14 protein-coding genes are annotated in these 16,485 nt (G+C 48.4%); 9 read left to right on the top strand and 5 right to left on the bottom strand.

Translation table 11 applies throughout. The features are described 5' to 3' along the window. Window positions 1–166 precede the first annotated feature (166 nt). Together pyrD and zapC are read left to right on the top strand one after the other, a co-directional pair. Window positions 167–1,177, top strand: a complete 1,011-nt coding sequence (pyrD, locus tag IX31_RS06105) for a quinone-dependent dihydroorotate dehydrogenase (protein WP_034456328.1) — start codon at window positions 167–169, stop codon at window positions 1,175–1,177. 165 nt (window positions 1,178–1,342) lie between these two features. After that, entirely contained in the window at window positions 1,343–1,885 is a 543-nt protein-coding gene (gene zapC / locus IX31_RS06100) for a cell division protein ZapC (protein ID WP_034456327.1), read from the top strand. On the opposite strand, the gene IX31_RS06095 is transcribed toward zapC, so the two are convergent. Continuing rightward, window positions 1,882–2,994: a YcbX family protein gene (locus IX31_RS06095; protein ID WP_034456325.1), complete on the bottom strand. Its 1,113-nt coding sequence runs from the start codon at window positions 2,992–2,994 to the stop codon at window positions 1,882–1,884. The two genes, zapC and IX31_RS06095, sit on opposite strands and share 4 nt — an antisense overlap. Before the next feature lie 124 nt (window positions 2,995–3,118). Between IX31_RS06095 and rlmKL the strand changes: the two genes are divergently transcribed. The 6 genes from rlmKL (at window position 3,119) to rmf (ending at window position 11,053) form a co-directional block, all read left to right on the top strand. Next, window positions 3,119–5,236 (top strand): bifunctional 23S rRNA (guanine(2069)-N(7))-methyltransferase RlmK/23S rRNA (guanine(2445)-N(2))-methyltransferase RlmL, encoded by a 2,118-nt coding sequence (rlmKL, locus tag IX31_RS06090; protein ID WP_034456324.1) that lies wholly within the window; start codon window positions 3,119–3,121, stop codon window positions 5,234–5,236. A gap of 5 nt (window positions 5,237–5,241) precedes the next feature. Beyond that, entirely contained in the window at window positions 5,242–7,149 is a 1,908-nt protein-coding gene (locus IX31_RS06085; protein ID WP_034456323.1) for an ABC transporter ATP-binding protein, read from the top strand. A 16-nt stretch (window positions 7,150–7,165) separates the two neighbouring features. Next, on the top strand, window positions 7,166–8,434 hold the full coding sequence (gene pqiA / locus IX31_RS06080; protein WP_034456322.1) for a membrane integrity-associated transporter subunit PqiA: 1,269 nt from the start codon (window positions 7,166–7,168) through the stop codon (window positions 8,432–8,434). Next, a complete protein-coding gene (gene pqiB, locus IX31_RS06075; protein WP_034456321.1) occupies window positions 8,424–10,064 on the top strand; it encodes an intermembrane transport protein PqiB in 1,641 nt (546 codons plus the stop codon). The genes pqiA and pqiB overlap by 11 nt, the downstream gene beginning before the upstream one ends. Then, window positions 10,061–10,627: a membrane integrity-associated transporter subunit PqiC gene (gene pqiC, locus IX31_RS06070; protein ID WP_034456320.1), complete on the top strand. Its 567-nt coding sequence runs from the start codon at window positions 10,061–10,063 to the stop codon at window positions 10,625–10,627. The genes pqiB and pqiC overlap by 4 nt, the downstream gene beginning before the upstream one ends. A gap of 258 nt (window positions 10,628–10,885) precedes the next feature. Then, a complete protein-coding gene (gene rmf / locus IX31_RS06065) occupies window positions 10,886–11,053 on the top strand; it encodes a ribosome modulation factor (RefSeq protein WP_034456319.1) in 168 nt (55 codons plus the stop codon). 194 nt (window positions 11,054–11,247) lie between these two features. Here rmf and fabA read toward each other — a convergent pair whose 3' ends face one another. Both fabA and IX31_RS06055 read right to left on the bottom strand, forming a co-directional pair. Beyond that, entirely contained in the window at window positions 11,248–11,766 is a 519-nt protein-coding gene (gene fabA / locus IX31_RS06060) for a bifunctional 3-hydroxydecanoyl-ACP dehydratase/trans-2-decenoyl-ACP isomerase (protein WP_034456318.1), read from the bottom strand. Window positions 11,767–11,834: 68 nt separating this feature from the next. Next, the gene (locus IX31_RS06055; RefSeq protein WP_034456317.1) at window positions 11,835–13,589 is read right to left on the bottom strand and encodes an AAA family ATPase; all 1,755 of its coding nucleotides are present in this window, start codon (window positions 13,587–13,589) and stop codon (window positions 11,835–11,837) included. A 175-nt stretch (window positions 13,590–13,764) separates the two neighbouring features. Between IX31_RS06055 and matP the strand changes: the two genes are divergently transcribed. Next, a complete protein-coding gene (matP, locus tag IX31_RS06050; protein WP_034456316.1) occupies window positions 13,765–14,217 on the top strand; it encodes a macrodomain Ter protein MatP in 453 nt (150 codons plus the stop codon). A 105-nt stretch (window positions 14,218–14,322) separates the two neighbouring features. On the opposite strand, the gene ompA is transcribed toward matP, so the two are convergent. Beyond that, window positions 14,323–15,402 (bottom strand): porin OmpA, encoded by a 1,080-nt coding sequence (gene ompA, locus IX31_RS06045; protein WP_034457194.1) that lies wholly within the window; start codon window positions 15,400–15,402, stop codon window positions 14,323–14,325. Window positions 15,403–15,761: 359 nt separating this feature from the next. Further along, window positions 15,762–16,271 carry an SOS-induced cell division inhibitor SulA gene (sulA, locus tag IX31_RS06040; RefSeq protein WP_034456315.1) on the bottom strand — a complete coding sequence of 170 codons (510 nt, stop codon included), beginning with the start codon at window positions 16,269–16,271 and terminating at the stop codon, window positions 15,762–15,764. Between the last annotated feature and the right edge of the window lie 214 nt (window positions 16,272–16,485).

Genomic DNA, 16,485 nt, shown 5'->3' with positions numbered 1-16,485 from the left:
ACTAAATGATTTATATGGAAAACATTTGCTAAAAAACGCATAACAACGGAGAGAAAGGTAAACGATTGCGCTGATTCAGCCTTTTTTGTCGCAGGTCAATTCCATTCACTCACGTTATCAACGATAATACGGCCCCGGTTTGCATACCGGGAATCCAGGAGAGTTCATGTACTACCCCTTCGTTCGTAAAGCCCTATTCAAGCTCGATCCAGAGCGCGCTCATGAAGTGACATTCCAGCAATTGCGTCGTGTAACAGGTACACCTCTCGAATGGCTGGTGCGGCAAAACGTGCCGTCGAAACCTGTCACTTGTATGGGATTGACCTTTAAGAACCCATTAGGCCTGGCGGCAGGCTTGGACAAAAATGGTGAGTGCATTGATGCGTTGGGTGCAATGGGCTTTGGCTCCATTGAAATTGGCACAGTAACGCCTCGCCCACAGCCTGGAAATGACAAGCCAAGAATCTTTCGTCTGGTAGAGGCTGAAGGATTAATTAACCGTATGGGTTTCAATAACCACGGTGTTGATAACCTGGTTGAGAATGTCGAAAAATCCCATTTTGATGGGGTACTTGGTATCAATATTGGTAAGAATAAAGACACTCCAGTTGAACAAGGGAAAGATGACTATTTGATCTGCATGGATAAAATTTATCCATACGCGGGTTATATAGCGATTAATATTTCATCACCAAATACCCCTGGATTACGCACGCTGCAATACGGCGATGCGCTGGATGATCTGTTAACTGCAATCAAAAATAAGCAGCAAACGCTTCAGGAATTGCATCATAAATATGTACCTGTGGCGGTGAAAATCGCGCCGGATCTTTCTGAAGAAGAATTGATCCAGGTGGCTGATAGTTTGGTTCGCCATAATATTGATGGGGTAATTGCAACCAATACGACATTGGATCGCAGCCTGGTTCAGGGCATGAAATATTGCGATGAAATGGGTGGCTTAAGTGGCCGTCCGGTTCAACTAAAAAGCACAGAAATTATTCGCCGCTTGTCGCAAGAATTAAATGGTCGCTTGCCGATTATTGGGGTAGGTGGTATTGATTCATTGATTGCTGCTCGTGAGAAAATGGCTGCGGGTGCCTCTTTAGTACAAATATATTCCGGGTTCATATTTAAAGGCCCGCCTCTGATTAAAGAAATCGTTTCAGGTCTCTAAGTATTTACTTTCGGACAACCGGGGCTTTATTTTCAGCCCTGGTTGTTTTATATTCCATCACTGTTGCTAATTTGAACATATTAGTCTTTTATTAATGTGTTCATTTACGAAGCGGTGATAAGGATATTTCTAATCGCAGGAATATGGGGATAAGGGCAAATAATTATGCGGATTAAACCGGACGATAATTGGCGTTGGTATTATGATGAGGAGCATGATCGTATGATGCTCGATTTAGCCAATGGCATGCTTTTCCGTTCGCGTTTCCCTCGTAAAATGCTTACTCCCGATGCCTTTGAAAACACAGGATTTTGTGTCGATGATGCAGCTCTATTTTTCTCTTTTGAAGAAAAATGTCGTGACCTGGTATTAAGTAAAGAACAGCGTGCTGAACTGGTGTTAAATGCACTCGTAGCAATTCGTTATCTTAAGCCGCAAATGCCAAAAAGCTGGCACTTTCTCTCTCATGGGGAATGCTGGCAGCCAATACCGGGCGATGCTGCCTGTGTGTGGTTAAGCGACGATATGCAGCAGGTGAATCTGCTGGTGGTAGAAACGGGTGATAACGCTGCGCTCTGTTTATTAGCACAGCCAAGCTTGCAACTTGCTGGCCGTACCATGCAGCTCGGTGATGCGATTAAAGTGATGAATGACAGATTAAGGCCGCAACCAATAAGTAACGCCCTTAACCTTGATCAGGCGGTTTAATTACCCGCTAACTCTACATCTCCAGCAGGAATACAACTACAGCAAAGGATTGTGCCATCATCATTGATAGCATTTTTCTTCAACGCTTTGACTTCCCCACTGACTAACTTTATCCGGCAACTGCCACAAATTCCGGCTCGACAAGAATAGGGCACGCGAATTCCTTGTTGTTCGAGTTGCTCCAGCAAAATTTGTTGGTTGTTACCGCGAAATTGTTGTCCCTGCCAGCCGATTGCCACCATGCTTTCTTGCTGTTCAAAAGGTTCAAGAGTTTCTTCGGTCACCCCAGCGCCATAAACCTTCGCAGGTTTAGTTGCCAGTACTTCGAGCTCATCACCTACACGAATCACTCCGCTATTGCGGGCAATCAGATTTTGGCCGAAATCGACATCACCATTATCCAGTGCGGTGCGGAATTTTTGTAATGTCGCCAGCGGTTCACCACTCGGATGTTTACGGCCCCGCTCCGGGCTGACGGTGGTGAAAATGCAACGGCTGCATGGTTTTGCCACATCAAAGGTGACGCCACCAATACGCACCACTTGCCAGCTATCTTCTGCCCATGCATTTGCGCCAGTGACCACGATATTAGGGCGGAATTGCGTCATTTTGACACTTGCAGGGCAGCGGTTTTGCAAATCGCGCAGTGAGGCTTCATTAGCCAGCAAGAATGGGAAACCGTCAGCAAAAGAGAGCGGCACATCTTCATGGCGTTTAACACGGCGCGTTAAACTTTCACCTAACCAGCGCAGTTGTACCGGGCGTGAGAAGAATCCACTCAGCCATTGATTAATTTCATCTGGCGCAATTTGCGCGGTGAAATGGTTTCCCCAGACTTCTGTGGGTGCAGCCTCCGGCTGGAAATCGCTAAAGCGTATTGTGGCGGAACTGCCGTCCGGTGCGCTCAAAAATAGACCGTCGTGAATAATGGCCGGAGTAAATAGCACCATCTGCGGGAACTGACGTGCGGTAATAAAAGTGCCGTCAGGTTCTGTCACCATAAAGATGCGGTCAAAAGCTAAACCGCTGGTTGTTGCCTGTGCATGGGAGAGCGCAAGGCCACGCATCGATTTCACCGGGTGAATATAAAGCTGAGATAGGGTGATCATGATACGCACGCGCTCCTTGCATAAATGAAGAAAAAGAGAATATAAGAGGCCAACTTTATGACATGCGTGGCGGATTGGCTATAATGCGCCACAATTTTCTTTTTATACCTGATTAAGTGACGATATGAATTCTCTGTTTGCCAGTACGGCGCGTGGGCTTGAAGAGCTATTAAAAACTGAACTGGAGGGCCTTGGTGCGCAAGCATGCCAGGTGGTTCAGGGCGGCGTACATTACCAGGGGGACTCACGTCTGCTCTATCAAAGCTTGATGTGGAGCCGCCTTGCGTCCCGCATTTTGCTGCCATTGAATGAATGCAGTGTTTATAGCGACCTGGATTTGTATCTGGGCGTACAGACTATCGACTGGCCTGCGCTGTTTGGCCCGGATGCGACCTTTGCGGTGCATTTCAGTGGTCTGAATGACGTTATCCGTAATAGCCAATACGGCGCGCTAAAAGTGAAGGATGCGATTGTTGACTCCTTTACCCGTAAAAATCTACCGCGCCCTAACGTTGAACGTGAACAACCTGATTTGCGCATTAACGTTTGGCTGAATAAAGACACTGCCAGTATTGCGCTGGATTTGAGTGGCGAAGGCCTGCATCAGCGCGGCTACCGCGACAGCACCGGTGCGGCTCCTATTAAGGAAACGTTGGCATCCGCTATTGTTATGCGTTCAGGCTGGCAGCCGGGTACACCGCTGCTCGATCCAATGTGTGGTTCCGGTACGCTGCTGATTGAAGCTGCGATGATCGCCACCGATCGTGCGCCGGGTTTGCATCGTAAGCATTGGGGATTCCTCGGCTGGGCAAATCACGATGTTGATTTGTGGAAAGAGATCACCACTGAAGCACAGGTTCGCGCTCGCAAAGGTCTTGGCGAATACACTTCGCGCTTCTATGGTTCGGATAACGATTCACGCGTTATCGAACGCGCCCGTGCCAACACCCGTCGTGCGGGTCTGGGCGATATCATAAGCTATGAAGTCAAAGACGTGGCTAAATTGACCAATCCGCTGCCAGAAGGCCCGGTTGGTACAGTTGTCAGTAACCCGCCATACGGCGAGCGTCTGGACAGCGAGCCCGCGTTGATTGCGTTGCACAGTCTGCTTGGCCGCAATATGAAAAACCATTTTGGCGGCTGGAATTTATCGCTGTTTAGCGCCTCTCCGGATTTGCTAAGCTGCCTGCAACTACGTGCCGAACGTCAGTTTAAAGCGAAAAACGGCCCGCTGGATTGCGTGCAGAAAAACTATCAGTTATCTGCGACCAGCAGCGGTGTGGTATCAGGCCAGATTGCTGACGATTACGCGAACCGGCTGCGCAAAAATATCAAAAAACTCGATAAATGGGCGCGCCAGGAAGGCATCGAATGCTACCGAATTTACGATGCTGATTTGCCAGACTATAACGTAGCTGTTGACCGCTACGGCGAGTGGGTTGTGGTTCAGGAATATGCACCGCCGAAAACCGTGGATGCCAACAAAGCGCGTCAGCGTCTGTTTGATGTGATTGCTGCAACAATGTCTGTACTGGAATTACCCTCCAACCGTCTGATTCTGAAAACCCGTGAGCGTCAGAAAGGGAAAAGCCAGTATCAGAAAATGGATGAGAAGGGCGACTTTATGGAAGTGAGCGAATATAACGCTCGTCTGTGGGTTAACCTGACTGACTACCTTGATACCGGTTTGTTCCTCGACCACCGTATTGCACGCCAAATGCTGGGCAAAATGAGCAAAGGGAAAGATTTCCTTAACCTGTTTGCTTATACCGGCAGCGCGACAGTTCACGCAGGGTTAGGTGGCGCTAAAACGACGACTACCGTCGATATGTCTCGTACTTACCTGGAGTGGGCTGAGCGTAACTTGCGTCTTAACGGCTTGAGTGGCCGTGCGCACCGCCTGGTTCAGGCTGATTGTCTGGGCTGGTTGCGTGAAACTGATGAACAGTTTGATCTGATTTTTATCGATCCACCGACGTTCTCAAACTCAAAACGTATGGAAGAATCTTTTGATGTCCAGCGCGACCACATCGTGCTGATGAAAGACCTTAAGCGTCTGTTGCGCCAGGGCGGCACCATTATGTTCTCCAACAATAAACGCGGCTTCAAAATGGATTTTGACGGGCTGGCAAATCTGGGCTTGAGCGCTCAGGAAATCACGCAGAAAACGTTGTCACAAGATTTTGCCCGTAATCGCCAAATTCATAACTGCTGGCTCGTTACTCACGTAGCCAAGGATTAATTGTCATGTCATTAATTAGTATGCACGGTGCCTGGTTGTCGTTTAGCGACGCACCGTTGTTAGATAACACCGAACTCCATATCGAAGAAAACGAACGCGTCTGTCTGGTTGGCCGTAACGGTGCAGGTAAATCCACACTGATGAAAATCCTCAACCGTGAAGTGCCGCTGGATGATGGGCGCATGGTTTACGAGCAGGATTTGATTGTTGCGCGTTTGCAACAAGATCCACCGCGTAATGTTGCGGGAACAGTTTACGACTTCGTTGCTGAAGGCGTGGAAGAGCAGGCCGAGTACCTCAAGGCGTATCACGATATTTCCCATAAAGTGATGACTGACCCGAGCGATAAAAACCTGAATGAAATGGCGCGTATCCAGGAGATTTTGGATCACCAGAACCTCTGGCAACTGGATAGCCGCATTAATGAGGTGCTCGAACAATTAGGCCTTGAAGCGGATACTGAACTTTCAGCTCTTTCTGGCGGCTGGTTGCGTAAAGCGGCATTGGGCCGCGCGCTGGTGAGCTCTCCACGCGTTCTGTTGCTTGATGAACCAACCAACCACCTGGATATCGAAGCTATCGACTGGCTGGAAGGTTTCCTGAAAGAGTTCCAGGGCAGCATTATCTTCATCTCGCATGACCGTTCATTTATTCGCAATATGGCGACGCGTATCGTCGATCTTGATCGCGGCAAACTGGTCTCTTACCCTGGCGATTACGATCAGTATCTGCTGGCAAAAGAAGAAGCTCTGCGTGTTGAAGATCTGCAAAATGCTGAATTTGATCGCAAACTTGCTCAAGAAGAAGTGTGGATCCGTCAGGGTATTAAAGCACGCCGTACGCGTAACGAAGGCCGTGTGCGTGCCTTGAAAGCAATGCGTAACGAACGTAGTGCTCGTCGTGAAGTGTTGGGCAGCGCTAAAATGCAAGTTGGTGAAGCGGCACGTTCCGGCAAGATCGTCTTTGAAATGGAAAACGTGTTTTACCGAATCGCTAACAAAAACCTGGTGTCGGATTTCTCAGCGCAGGTGCAGCGTAGCGACAAAATCGCGCTGGTGGGGCCAAACGGCTGTGGTAAAACAACATTGTTGAAACTGATGTTAGATCAGTTGAAAGCAGATAGCGGGCGCGTGCATTGCGGTACCAAGCTTGAAGTGGCGTACTTTGACCAGCATCGCGCGGAGCTCGATCCTGATCGCACGGTAATGGACAACCTGGCGGAAGGTAAGCAAGAGGTGATGGTAAACGGCAAGCCGCGCCATGTGCTGGGTTACTTGCAGGACTTCTTGTTCCACCCTAAACGCGCCATGACCCCTGTTCGTGCGTTGTCTGGTGGTGAGCGTAACCGTCTTTTACTGGCGAAGTTATTCCTAAAACCAAGCAACTTGATGATTCTCGATGAACCGACGAATGACCTGGATGTCGAAACGCTCGAATTACTTGAAGAGTTGATTGATGGTTACCAGGGCACGGTTATGTTGGTGAGCCACGATCGTCAATTTGTCGACAACACTGTTACCGAATGCTGGATTTTTGAAGGTGAAGGTAAGATTGGTCGTTACGTCGGTGGTTATCATGACGCAAAAGGCCAACAGGCATCTGCGCAAACTTTGCGCCACTCTGTGGCAGATAAGGCGCAAAACAACCAGCCTGCAAAGGCTGAAGTTGTTAAACGGGCAAGTAGCAAGCTAAGCTATAACTTGCAACGTGAATTAGAGCAATTACCACAACGTCTTGAACAACTTGAGGCGGAACTGGAAGCTATCCAGGCGAAGGTGGGAGATGCTGAGTTCTTTAACCAGCCACACGACGTCACACAAAAAACATTGAGCGACCTGACCGCAGCCGAAAAAGCACTGGAAGAGGCTTTTGAACGTTGGGAATATCTTGAAGCTCTGAAAAACGGCGCGTAACACAAGGAGACACGATATGTGTGCCACGCATCACCATCGTTCACACATATTATGCTCGCAATGTGACTTACTGGTTGCGCTACCGGTATTGGAGGACGGCCATAAGGCCGTCTGTCCACGTTGCGGTACAACACTTCTCACTCAGTGGTCCTCGCCACGTCAACGTCCTACAGCTTATGCGCTGGCAGCTCTGTTTATGTTGCTGCTTGCCAATTTATTTCCCTTTATCAACATGAAAGTAGCTGGACTCAGTAGTGAAGTTTCGCTGCTTGAAATTCCAGGCGTCATGTTCAACGAAGACTACGCAAGCCTTGGCACTTTCTTTATGGTCTTTGTGCAGGCGGTACCTACGTTCTGTTTAATCACGATTTTGTTATTGGTTAACCAGGTGGCATTACCACTGACGTTTAAAAAGCGCCTGGCACGTATCCTGTTCCAGCTGAAGTCATGGGGCATGGCGGAAATTTTTCTTGCGGGCGTTTTGGTGAGTTTCGTCAAATTAATGGCTTACGGCGATATTGGCGTCGGGAGCAGTTTTATTCCGTGGTGCTTATTCTGTGTGTTGCAACTCAGGGCTTTTCAGTGTGTAGATCGCCGCTGGCTTTGGGATGATATTGCGCCTGAGCCGGAGATTTCGGTACCGCTTAAAGTCGGTGTATCGGGCCTTCGTCAGGGATTGCGTTCTTGTTCATGCTGCACAGCAATTGTGCCAGAGGATCAGGAAATTTGTCCGCGCTGTGAAACCAAAGGGTACGTTCGTCGCCGTCATAGCTTGCAATGGACACTCGCTCTGCTGCTGACTTCAATTATGCTTTACCTACCCGCAAATATATTGCCCATCATGATAACCGAAGTACTGGGCAGTAAAATCCCGTCGACGATTATTGCCGGGGTTATCTTGTTGTGGAGCGAAGGCTCTTACCCGGTTGCTGGGGTTATTTTCATCGCCAGTATTTTGGTTCCGACACTTAAAATGTTGGCGATTGCCTGGTTGTGCTGGGATGCTAAAGGCCACGGGCAACGTGACAGTGAAAGAATGCATTTGATCTATGAGGTGGTCGAATTTGTCGGACGCTGGTCAATGATCGATGTGTTCGTTATAGCGGTATTGTCGGCTCTGGTACGTATGGGAGGATTGATGAGTATCTACCCCGCGATTGGTGCCGTGATGTTTGCATTAGTAGTGATTTTGACAATGTTTGCAGCGATGACCTTTGACCCTCGCTTGTCCTGGGATCGCGCACCGGATTCAACTCATGAGGAGTCGTCTGAGCATGGAAAATAAAAGCGGGGAAGCAAAAGTAGCAAAGGTGAAAAATTGGTCCCCGGTATGGATTTTCCCTATCGTAACCGTGCTAATCGGCGCGTGGATCTTATTTTATCACTACAGCCATCAAGGGCCTGAAGTCACGCTGATTACCACTAATGCTGAAGGCATTGAAGGTGGGAAAACCATGATTAAAAGCCGTAGCGTTAATGTGGGCGTGGTGGAAAGCGCGGTGTTGTCAGACGATTTGCTACATGTCGAAATTACAGCCCGGCTGAACTCCGGGATGGAAAAACTTCTGCATAATGACACAGTCTTTTGGGTCGTTAAGCCGCAAGTCGGGCGTGAAGGTATTTCCGGGCTTGGTACTCTGCTCTCCGGTGCTTATATCGAACTGCAACCGGGCAGTAAGGGGGCTCAATCCACTAAATACGATTTGCTGGATGCTCCTCCACTGGCACCACCTGATGCTAAAGGTATTCGCATTACCCTCGACAGTAATAAAGCAGGGCAGCTCTCTCCTGGTGACCCGGTGTTGTTCCGTGGCTATAGAGTCGGTTCAGTTGAAACGAGCACCTTTGATCCGGCGAAACGTAGCATCAGTTATCAGTTATTCATCAGTGCGCCGAACGATCGCCTGGTGACCAGTAACGTACGCTTCTGGAAAGACAGTGGCATTGCCGTTGATATGTCTTCACAAGGTATGCGCGTAGAAATGGGTTCTCTTACAACGCTGTTTAGTGGCGGTGTAAGTTTTGACGTACCAGAAGGTTGGGAGCTTGGTAAACCTGCGAAACCGGGTAGCGAGTTTAATCTCTTCGATGATCAGAAAAGTATTCAGGATTCTCTGTATACCGATCACATTGATTACCTGATGTTCTTTAAAGATTCAGTGCGTGGCCTGCAACCAGGAGCACCAGTTGAGTTCCGCGGCATTCGATTGGGAACCGTAGCGAAGGTGCCATTCTTTACGCCAGGTATGCGTCAAAAAATTAATGATGATTTCCGTATTCCTGTTTTGATTCGTCTGGAGCCAGAACGTTTGCAAAATCTCATTGGAGACGATGTTCGTATTCAGGAAAATATGGCTGCGCTTATCAAGCGTGGTTTACGGGCTTCAATGAAAACGGGCAGCCTGGTGACAGGAGCGTTGTTCATCGATCTTGATTTCAATCCTAAAGCTCCACCTGTTACCGATTTACCGACTTTTGGTGGTTATCCGATTATCCCAACCATGAGCGGTGGTCTGGCACAAATCCAACAACGCTTGCTGGAGACACTGGATAAGATTAATAACTTGCCGCTCAATCCGATGATTGAACAAACCACCAATTCGCTTGCGGAAAGTCAGCGAACCATGAAACGTTTGCAGCAGACGCTCGATAATCTGAATAAGATTACCGCGAATAAGTCGATGCAATCGTTGCCTGAAGATATGCAGTCAACGCTGCGTGAACTTAATCGTAGTATGCAGGGCTTCCAGCCGGGTTCTGCGGCCTACAACAAGATGGTGGCCGATATGCAGCGTCTTGATCAGGTTCTGCGTGAATTGCAGCCTGTACTGCGCACGTTAAACGATAAGAGTAATTCGCTGGTCTTTGAAGCGAAGGATAAAAAAGATCCCCAGCCGAAGAGGGCGAAAGAATGAAAAAATGGCTCCCGCTCTTTGCTGCATTGGCTCTAACGGCCTGTAGCAGCAGCGATAATGGAAAGACCTATTACCAGCTACCTCAAAGCTCCGCACCTGCTATGCAGGCTGCGAGCCAGCCTGGAACCCATTTATTGTGGGTAGAGCAGGTTGCGGTTCCTGATTATCTCGCCGGCAATGGCGTGGTTTATCAGACCAGTGAGGTGCAGTACGTCATTGCTTCCAGCAACTTGTGGGCAAGTCCGTTGGATCAGCAATTGCGTAACACTCTTGTAAGCAATCTGAGTAGTGCGTTACCTGGTTGGGTTGTGGCATCACAACCACTAGGCAACGATCAGGATACTCTGAATGTTAACGTGACCGGTTTTCACGGACGTTATGACGGGAAAGTGATTGTAAGTGGCGAGTGGCTGCTCAAGCATCAGGGGCAATTGATTAAACGTCCGTTCCACGTTGAGCTGAAGCAGGAAGCTGATGGTTACGATGCCATGGTGAAAACCTTAGCACAGGCCTGGCAGCAAGAAGCTAAAAGTATCGCTGGTGAGCTGACACGCTTTAACTAATCACCTCAGTAGCACAAAAAAGCTGCGTCATTCGCCTGCAAAGCGGAACGCAGCTTTTCTTTTGGCATTAATTTGTTACCCACACGTTCTCACTCTTTTTGTGCAAAACAAAACTCTTGTAGCTCACATTTATGACATTGGCGTGAATTTTGCGCATTGACGATAGAGTCTTTAGGAGTTATTGCTTATATGTGGTTGCACGCTTTGTGGCCACTGTTTTCTTTCCACCAGATTATATAGAAATGAGGGAAACGAGGCATGAAGAGACAAAAACGAGATCGCCTGGAACGGGCTCATCAACGTGGTTATCAAGCAGGTATCGTCGGACGCTCCAAAGAGATGTGTCCCTATCAGACACTGAATCAAAGGTCGTACTGGATGGGAGGCTGGCGAGAAGCCATGGAAGACAGGGCGGTTACCGCGTAATCACTGTCTCTTTAAGAAAAGAAACCTCCGCATTGCGGAGGTTTCTCGTTTATACCCTTCATACTTCGCGTGGCTTCTTTGTTGGCTCGCTCACGCACCCGAATCACTTACTTGAGTAAGCTCATCGGGATAGGCTCTCTTTCCGCCCACCTGCAACTTGAAAGCTAGCGGGTATGAATGACGGTATTGAGAGCTTAGAAAGCGGTGGTGTCTTTGAATAGACCCACTTTCAGATCGGTGGCGGTGTAAATTACACGGCCGTCAACCAGCACTTCACCATCAGCCAGGCCCATAATCAGGCGGCGATTGATAACGCGTTTGAAGTGAATACGGTAGGTGACTTTCTTCGCTGTAGGCAGGATCTGGCCCGCGAGTTTAACTTCACCCACACCCAGTGCACGTCCTTTACCTTCACCGCCTAACCAGCCGAGGTAAAAACCGACCAGCTGCCACATCGCATCCAGACCCAGGCAACCAGGCATTACTGGATCGCCAATAAAGTGGCAACCGAAGAACCACAGGTCAGGATTAATATCTAATTCTGCTTCAACGTAACCTTTATCGAAGTTACCACCGTCTTCGGTCATCTTGACGACGCGGTCCATCATCAGCATGGATGGCGCAGGCAAACGTGGGCCTTCAGCACCAAACAGTTCGCCACGACCAGAGGCAAGGAGATCTTCTTTTGTATAGGATTCGCGTTTATCTACCATGTTTACAGTAAGCCTTATTGTAATGAAGCACGCATGTTAGCTAACACGTGTACGCTCAACAAGTCCGATCAGTTTTGATTGAACCAATTGAGCCAACGCAGTGGCCATGGATAGCGGTGCCGAATATCTTGCGCGGATGCCTGAGCGATTCGCTCTTGTACCGCACGCATGAGCGTATTTTGCCCTTCGCCATCCCAGGGCAGATTTGTTAATAAGGGTAGTGCATCAGTGACATCATCGATGGCCCAAATAGTGAACTGGCCCTGTTCTACGGCATCCAGAACATCCTGGTGCAGACAAAGGTGACGCACGTTGGCAACCGGGATAATCACGCCTTGTTTGCCAGTAAACTCGCGTTGTTGGCAAATTCGGAAGAAACCTTCGATCTTCTCATTCAGGCCGCCTACCGGTTGCACTCGACCAAACTGGTCTACGGAGCCTGTCACTGCTATATGCTGATAAATCGGTACATTTGCGAGTGCACTGATTAATGCGCACAGTTCAGCCATTGAGGCGCTATCACCATCTACTTCACTGTAAGACTGTTCAAAAGTCAGAGATGCAGAGAAGGGAATTTGCTGGTCAAGTTGCAATTCAGACATTAAAAATGCCTGCATGATCATCATGCCTTTTGCATGAATATTGCCGCCTAACTCCGCTTTGCGCTCAACGTCAGTAAATTCACCATCGCCGACATGAACAACACAGCTGATACGGGAAGGTTCACCGAATGCGCGAGGATGGCCTGGGAATTCAATTACCGAAAGGGCATTGATCTGCCCGACCATTTCACCTTCAGTTTCGATGAGGATCTGCTCAAGCAGAATTTCATCCTGCATACGTTCAGCAAGATAACCTTCACGCCACTCACGTTGTGCCAACATTTGCGTCAGTTCGTCAGCACCAAAGCTTTCTTCTTCAGTAAATGCGGCGACTTCGCGCAGCTGACGGCTAATCCACGATGGGCATAGCGGCAGTGTTTCCTGGTCGCCGGTATAACGCACGGCTTCACGGATTAACACAGGCCATGCATCGGTAGAAGGGGCTGGTAGTGTTTTGGATTTAGCAACCGCGTAAATCCATTGACACCACAACGCCATGTCGTCAGCAGAGGCAATCTGCAGGTTTTCTTCAAATTCGCTATAAATCGCCGAAGTCGCTAGCTCAGGTTCCATATCCTGGAAGTCTGCCAGCGATTCGCGCTCGCCAACCAGAACCAGTTTCAGGCTCAATGGTAACGAAGGAATATTAATTGGAAGAGGACGCGTTTCGTCAGGTGAAATCCAGTCGAAGCGACCCTGACTCACCATTTGCTTCAGGCGTAGCCATAATAGCGGTTGTGCTAACACGCTACGCAATGACAGCACCAGAATACCACCGTTGGCCCTATGAACCAGGCCAGGAGTCAGGGTAACTTCGCCGGCAAACTGACGCACGCAGCCAAACAGTTGCTCTGCTTCAATCCAGTCGGCAGCGACCACCTTGGATAGCCCTGCAAAATTGTCTTCTGCTGACTCGGCCGGGCGTAACGTTACGTGACTGCCTTCTACTAGATAATGGCCACCCGCCAAAGCCTTGTCTTGTGACCAGCATTCGCGAGCCGCTTCGGTAATAAGATTGAGGTATTCGGCTTCTTCAGCGGCTTTTACCAGCATCAGATCGGCCGAGGCTACCGGTTGGCTGAGCTGCACCAGTCCGTAAGACAGACGGGGTTGCACAGCGGAGAAAGGGGCAGTTTCGGAATCATAAGGCTGTGCGAAAATTTCCTGATAACTTTCGGTATCAGGTACAAGAGCACGCCATTCAAGTCGATTAGTCGTCAAAGTCGCTATTTATTAATTAGATGTCAAAGGCGCGATTATACAAGAATAGGGGAGGTAGCACACGGTTTATGCGGAGCGGCAAGTTTACTTAGCTCACAGCTTTCATTTTTCAGGTAAGCGAAAATAAAAAAAACTGTTATTCTGAAATGAGTTACACGGTCACACTGAGATCGCAATGAAATATCAACAGTTGGAAAATCTCGAGAGCGGCTGGAAGTGGAAGTATCTGGTCAAAAAACACCGCGAAGGCGAATTAATTACACGCTATATCGAAGCTAGTGTGGCGAAAGAAGCCGTTGATGAACTTTTACGCTTCGAAAATGAACCTGTGCATGTGTTGAGCTGGATAGAGAAACATATGAATCCAGATCTTCATAATCGTATGAAGCAAACTATCCGCGCGCGACGTAAACGGCACTTTAATGCTGAGCATCAACATACGCGCAAGAAGTCCATCGACCTTGAATATTTGGTTTGGCAGCGGTTAGCAGGGCTTGCTCACCGACGAGGATGCACACTTTCAGAAACTATTGTGCAGTTGATTGAAGATGCTGAGCGTAAAGAGCAATACGCCAGTCAGATGTCATCACTCAAACAGGATCTCCAGGCTTTGCTAGGCAAAGAGTAGATAGTCGATTGTATTGACGCAGAGTTCTGTTGTTCTGTTCTGTGTATTCTCCCAAGAATAAAAACAAAAAACCCCGCCTGGGCGGGGTTTTTTTATAACGGTAACTTATGCCGCAGGCTGAGTTACAACGTCTTTGATACCTTTAACTTCGATCTCTACGCGACGATCTGGAGCCAGGCAATCAATCAGTTTAGCTTTAGGAGCTACGTTATCACAGGTGTTGCCAGTAACTGGGTTAGATTCGCCCATACCGCGTGGGGAGATCTTGTTAGCTGGGATACCTTTAGAGATCAGGTAATCAACAACAGACTGCGCACGTTTGTCAGACAGTTTCTGGTTGTACTGGTCAGAACCGATACGGTCGGTGAAGCCCAGAACTACAACAGAACCATCTTTCGGGTCGAGGTTGCTCAGCTGAGTATACAGCTGATCCAGTGCCTGCTGACCTTCTGGTTTCAGAGTTGCTTTGTTGAAGTTGAACAGAACATCAGACTTCAGAGTGAAGTGCTTGGTCTGTACTTCTGGAGCTGGAGCTGGAGCTGGAGCTACAACTGGTGCTGCAACTTCGCCCTGACCGAAACGGTAAGAAACACCCAGGCTCAACATGCCGTTGTCTGGACGAGTACCAACGGTAGCAGCGTCACCGATGTTGTTAGTCCACTGATATTCCAGACGGGTAGCGATATCGCGGGTAACTGCCCACTCAACACCACCAGCAGCCAGTGGAGATACACCAGTGTCGTGATCGCTTACACGGTTACCAGCAGCATTCACAGCTGTAGAATCTGCACGCCATACCATACCACCCAGACGAGTGTAGATGTCCAGATCGTCAGTGATTGGGTAGCCCAGTTTAGCGGTCAATTGAACGCCTTGCGCTTTGAAAGCACCGTTTTCTACGCTGCCTTTATATGGCATACGACCTAACCAGTCATAACCCATTTCAAAACCAACGTACGGGTTAACCTGGTAACCACCGAACGCACCAGCACCCAGTTGGCTTTCGTGAGTTGGGCCATTACCGATGCCGCTATCATAGCCGTTCTGGTTAGAGAAACCGGTGTCGTGGAATTGGGACCAACCCAATTTACCACCTGCATACCAGGTGTTATCTTTCGGTGCGGCCTGCGCTACGGTAGCGAAGCCAGCCAGTGCCACTGCAATCGCGATAGCTGTCTTTTTCATTTTTTGCGCCTCATTATCATCCAAAAAGGCCATGAGCTTTAAAATCGCTCTAAAGCCCAGGGTTAAATCCTTCGCCCGAGTTTATGCTCACTTGTTACTCTACCGATCAATCGGTGTTATGAAGAGCAACCCTGGCGAGCTAAAGTCTACAACGTAGTTTAAAACTTACAAGTGTGAAGTCCGTCAGGCATATGAAAAAAAACGACTTGTATACACATTTTCTAACATCTTTGCGCGTAATTCACACTCTAAAGATTTGCTGGAAGGCCGCCTGGAGCGGCTTGGGACGCGGATTCTTGATAATTCACAATGAATTGTCAAGAGTTCATAAAAAGTTCCAGGAATTCTCTTAAATTTACTTAATGATACAAACTAGAATGAATTTTTAGCTCACTTCGTGGTCGACACCCTGTTTCCGAGATACGGGTTGGACGCATAATGAAGCCGATCGCATTCCCCATTTCGGCGGCAGATGACAGTTGCAAATGCTCTTCATCGGTCAATTCTTCGGGTAACCAACCGATAACAACACTGTAATTTCCTGTCTGCAACGCTTTTACCATAGCATCTACGGTGAAAAGTGGATCTAACTGGCTTACCTGCATAACTTTTGCCAGCGGCAGACCTGCTGATTGTACCCACTGACGACTTAATTTCTGCTGTGGTGTTAGCCACAGCTGCCAGCGTGACTGTTGCCCCAGTTGTTGAAGTAGCGGCAATAAAACCAGCTGTGTAACCCATGGCTGATCTTCGCTGTAGATCACTTCACTGATCAACCCTTTAATTTTGTTACCTGCTGATGACTGGGCCACAGAAGGCACAGTATTGGGAACAGTGGCAACCTGAGTTAGAACGTTATGTGAATGCATAGTTAATCCCGCCTGATGGGTTACTGTATGAATATACAGTAATGCCTGTTTGGATAAAGATCAATCTAAATTTCGGAAAGTGTCTCGCAATTTCATCATGTAATTCCACGGAAAGTGAGAATGTGATTGCCGTGAGTGATTAGGTTACTTATTTTCGTATTACGGGGAGCGGTAATAAACCGTGATGCTGCGTTACTACATGATATTTAGGGAT

Source organism: Buttiauxella noackiae (assembly GCF_000737905.1).
Taxonomy (GTDB): domain Bacteria; phylum Pseudomonadota; class Gammaproteobacteria; order Enterobacterales; family Enterobacteriaceae; genus Buttiauxella; species Buttiauxella noackiae.
The sequence above is the reverse complement of the archived record's forward strand: the minus strand, read 5'-3'. Positions and strand labels throughout refer to the sequence as shown.

What these genes read in the sequence shown, in the direction of transcription:
- sulA (WP_034456315.1), bottom strand. Translation starts at nt 16,271, where the DNA reads ATGCATTCACATAACGTTCTAACTCAGGTTGCCACTGTTCCCAATACT.
- matP (WP_034456316.1), top strand. Translation starts at nt 13,765, where the DNA reads ATGAAATATCAACAGTTGGAAAATCTCGAGAGCGGCTGGAAGTGGAAG.
- rmf (WP_034456319.1), top strand. Translation starts at nt 10,886, where the DNA reads ATGAAGAGACAAAAACGAGATCGCCTGGAACGGGCTCATCAACGTGGT.
- zapC (WP_034456327.1), top strand. Translation starts at nt 1,343, where the DNA reads ATGCGGATTAAACCGGACGATAATTGGCGTTGGTATTATGATGAGGAG.
- fabA (WP_034456318.1), bottom strand. Translation starts at nt 11,766, where the DNA reads ATGGTAGATAAACGCGAATCCTATACAAAAGAAGATCTCCTTGCCTCT.
- pqiB (WP_034456321.1), top strand. Translation starts at nt 8,424, where the DNA reads ATGGAAAATAAAAGCGGGGAAGCAAAAGTAGCAAAGGTGAAAAATTGG.
- pqiA (WP_034456322.1), top strand. Translation starts at nt 7,166, where the DNA reads ATGTGTGCCACGCATCACCATCGTTCACACATATTATGCTCGCAATGT.
- IX31_RS06095 (WP_034456325.1), bottom strand. Translation starts at nt 2,994, where the DNA reads ATGATCACCCTATCTCAGCTTTATATTCACCCGGTGAAATCGATGCGT.
- pqiC (WP_034456320.1), top strand. Translation starts at nt 10,061, where the DNA reads ATGAAAAAATGGCTCCCGCTCTTTGCTGCATTGGCTCTAACGGCCTGT.
- ompA (WP_034457194.1), bottom strand. Translation starts at nt 15,402, where the DNA reads ATGAAAAAGACAGCTATCGCGATTGCAGTGGCACTGGCTGGCTTCGCT.
- pyrD (WP_034456328.1), top strand. Translation starts at nt 167, where the DNA reads ATGTACTACCCCTTCGTTCGTAAAGCCCTATTCAAGCTCGATCCAGAG.
- IX31_RS06085 (WP_034456323.1), top strand. Translation starts at nt 5,242, where the DNA reads ATGTCATTAATTAGTATGCACGGTGCCTGGTTGTCGTTTAGCGACGCA.
- rlmKL (WP_034456324.1), top strand. Translation starts at nt 3,119, where the DNA reads ATGAATTCTCTGTTTGCCAGTACGGCGCGTGGGCTTGAAGAGCTATTA.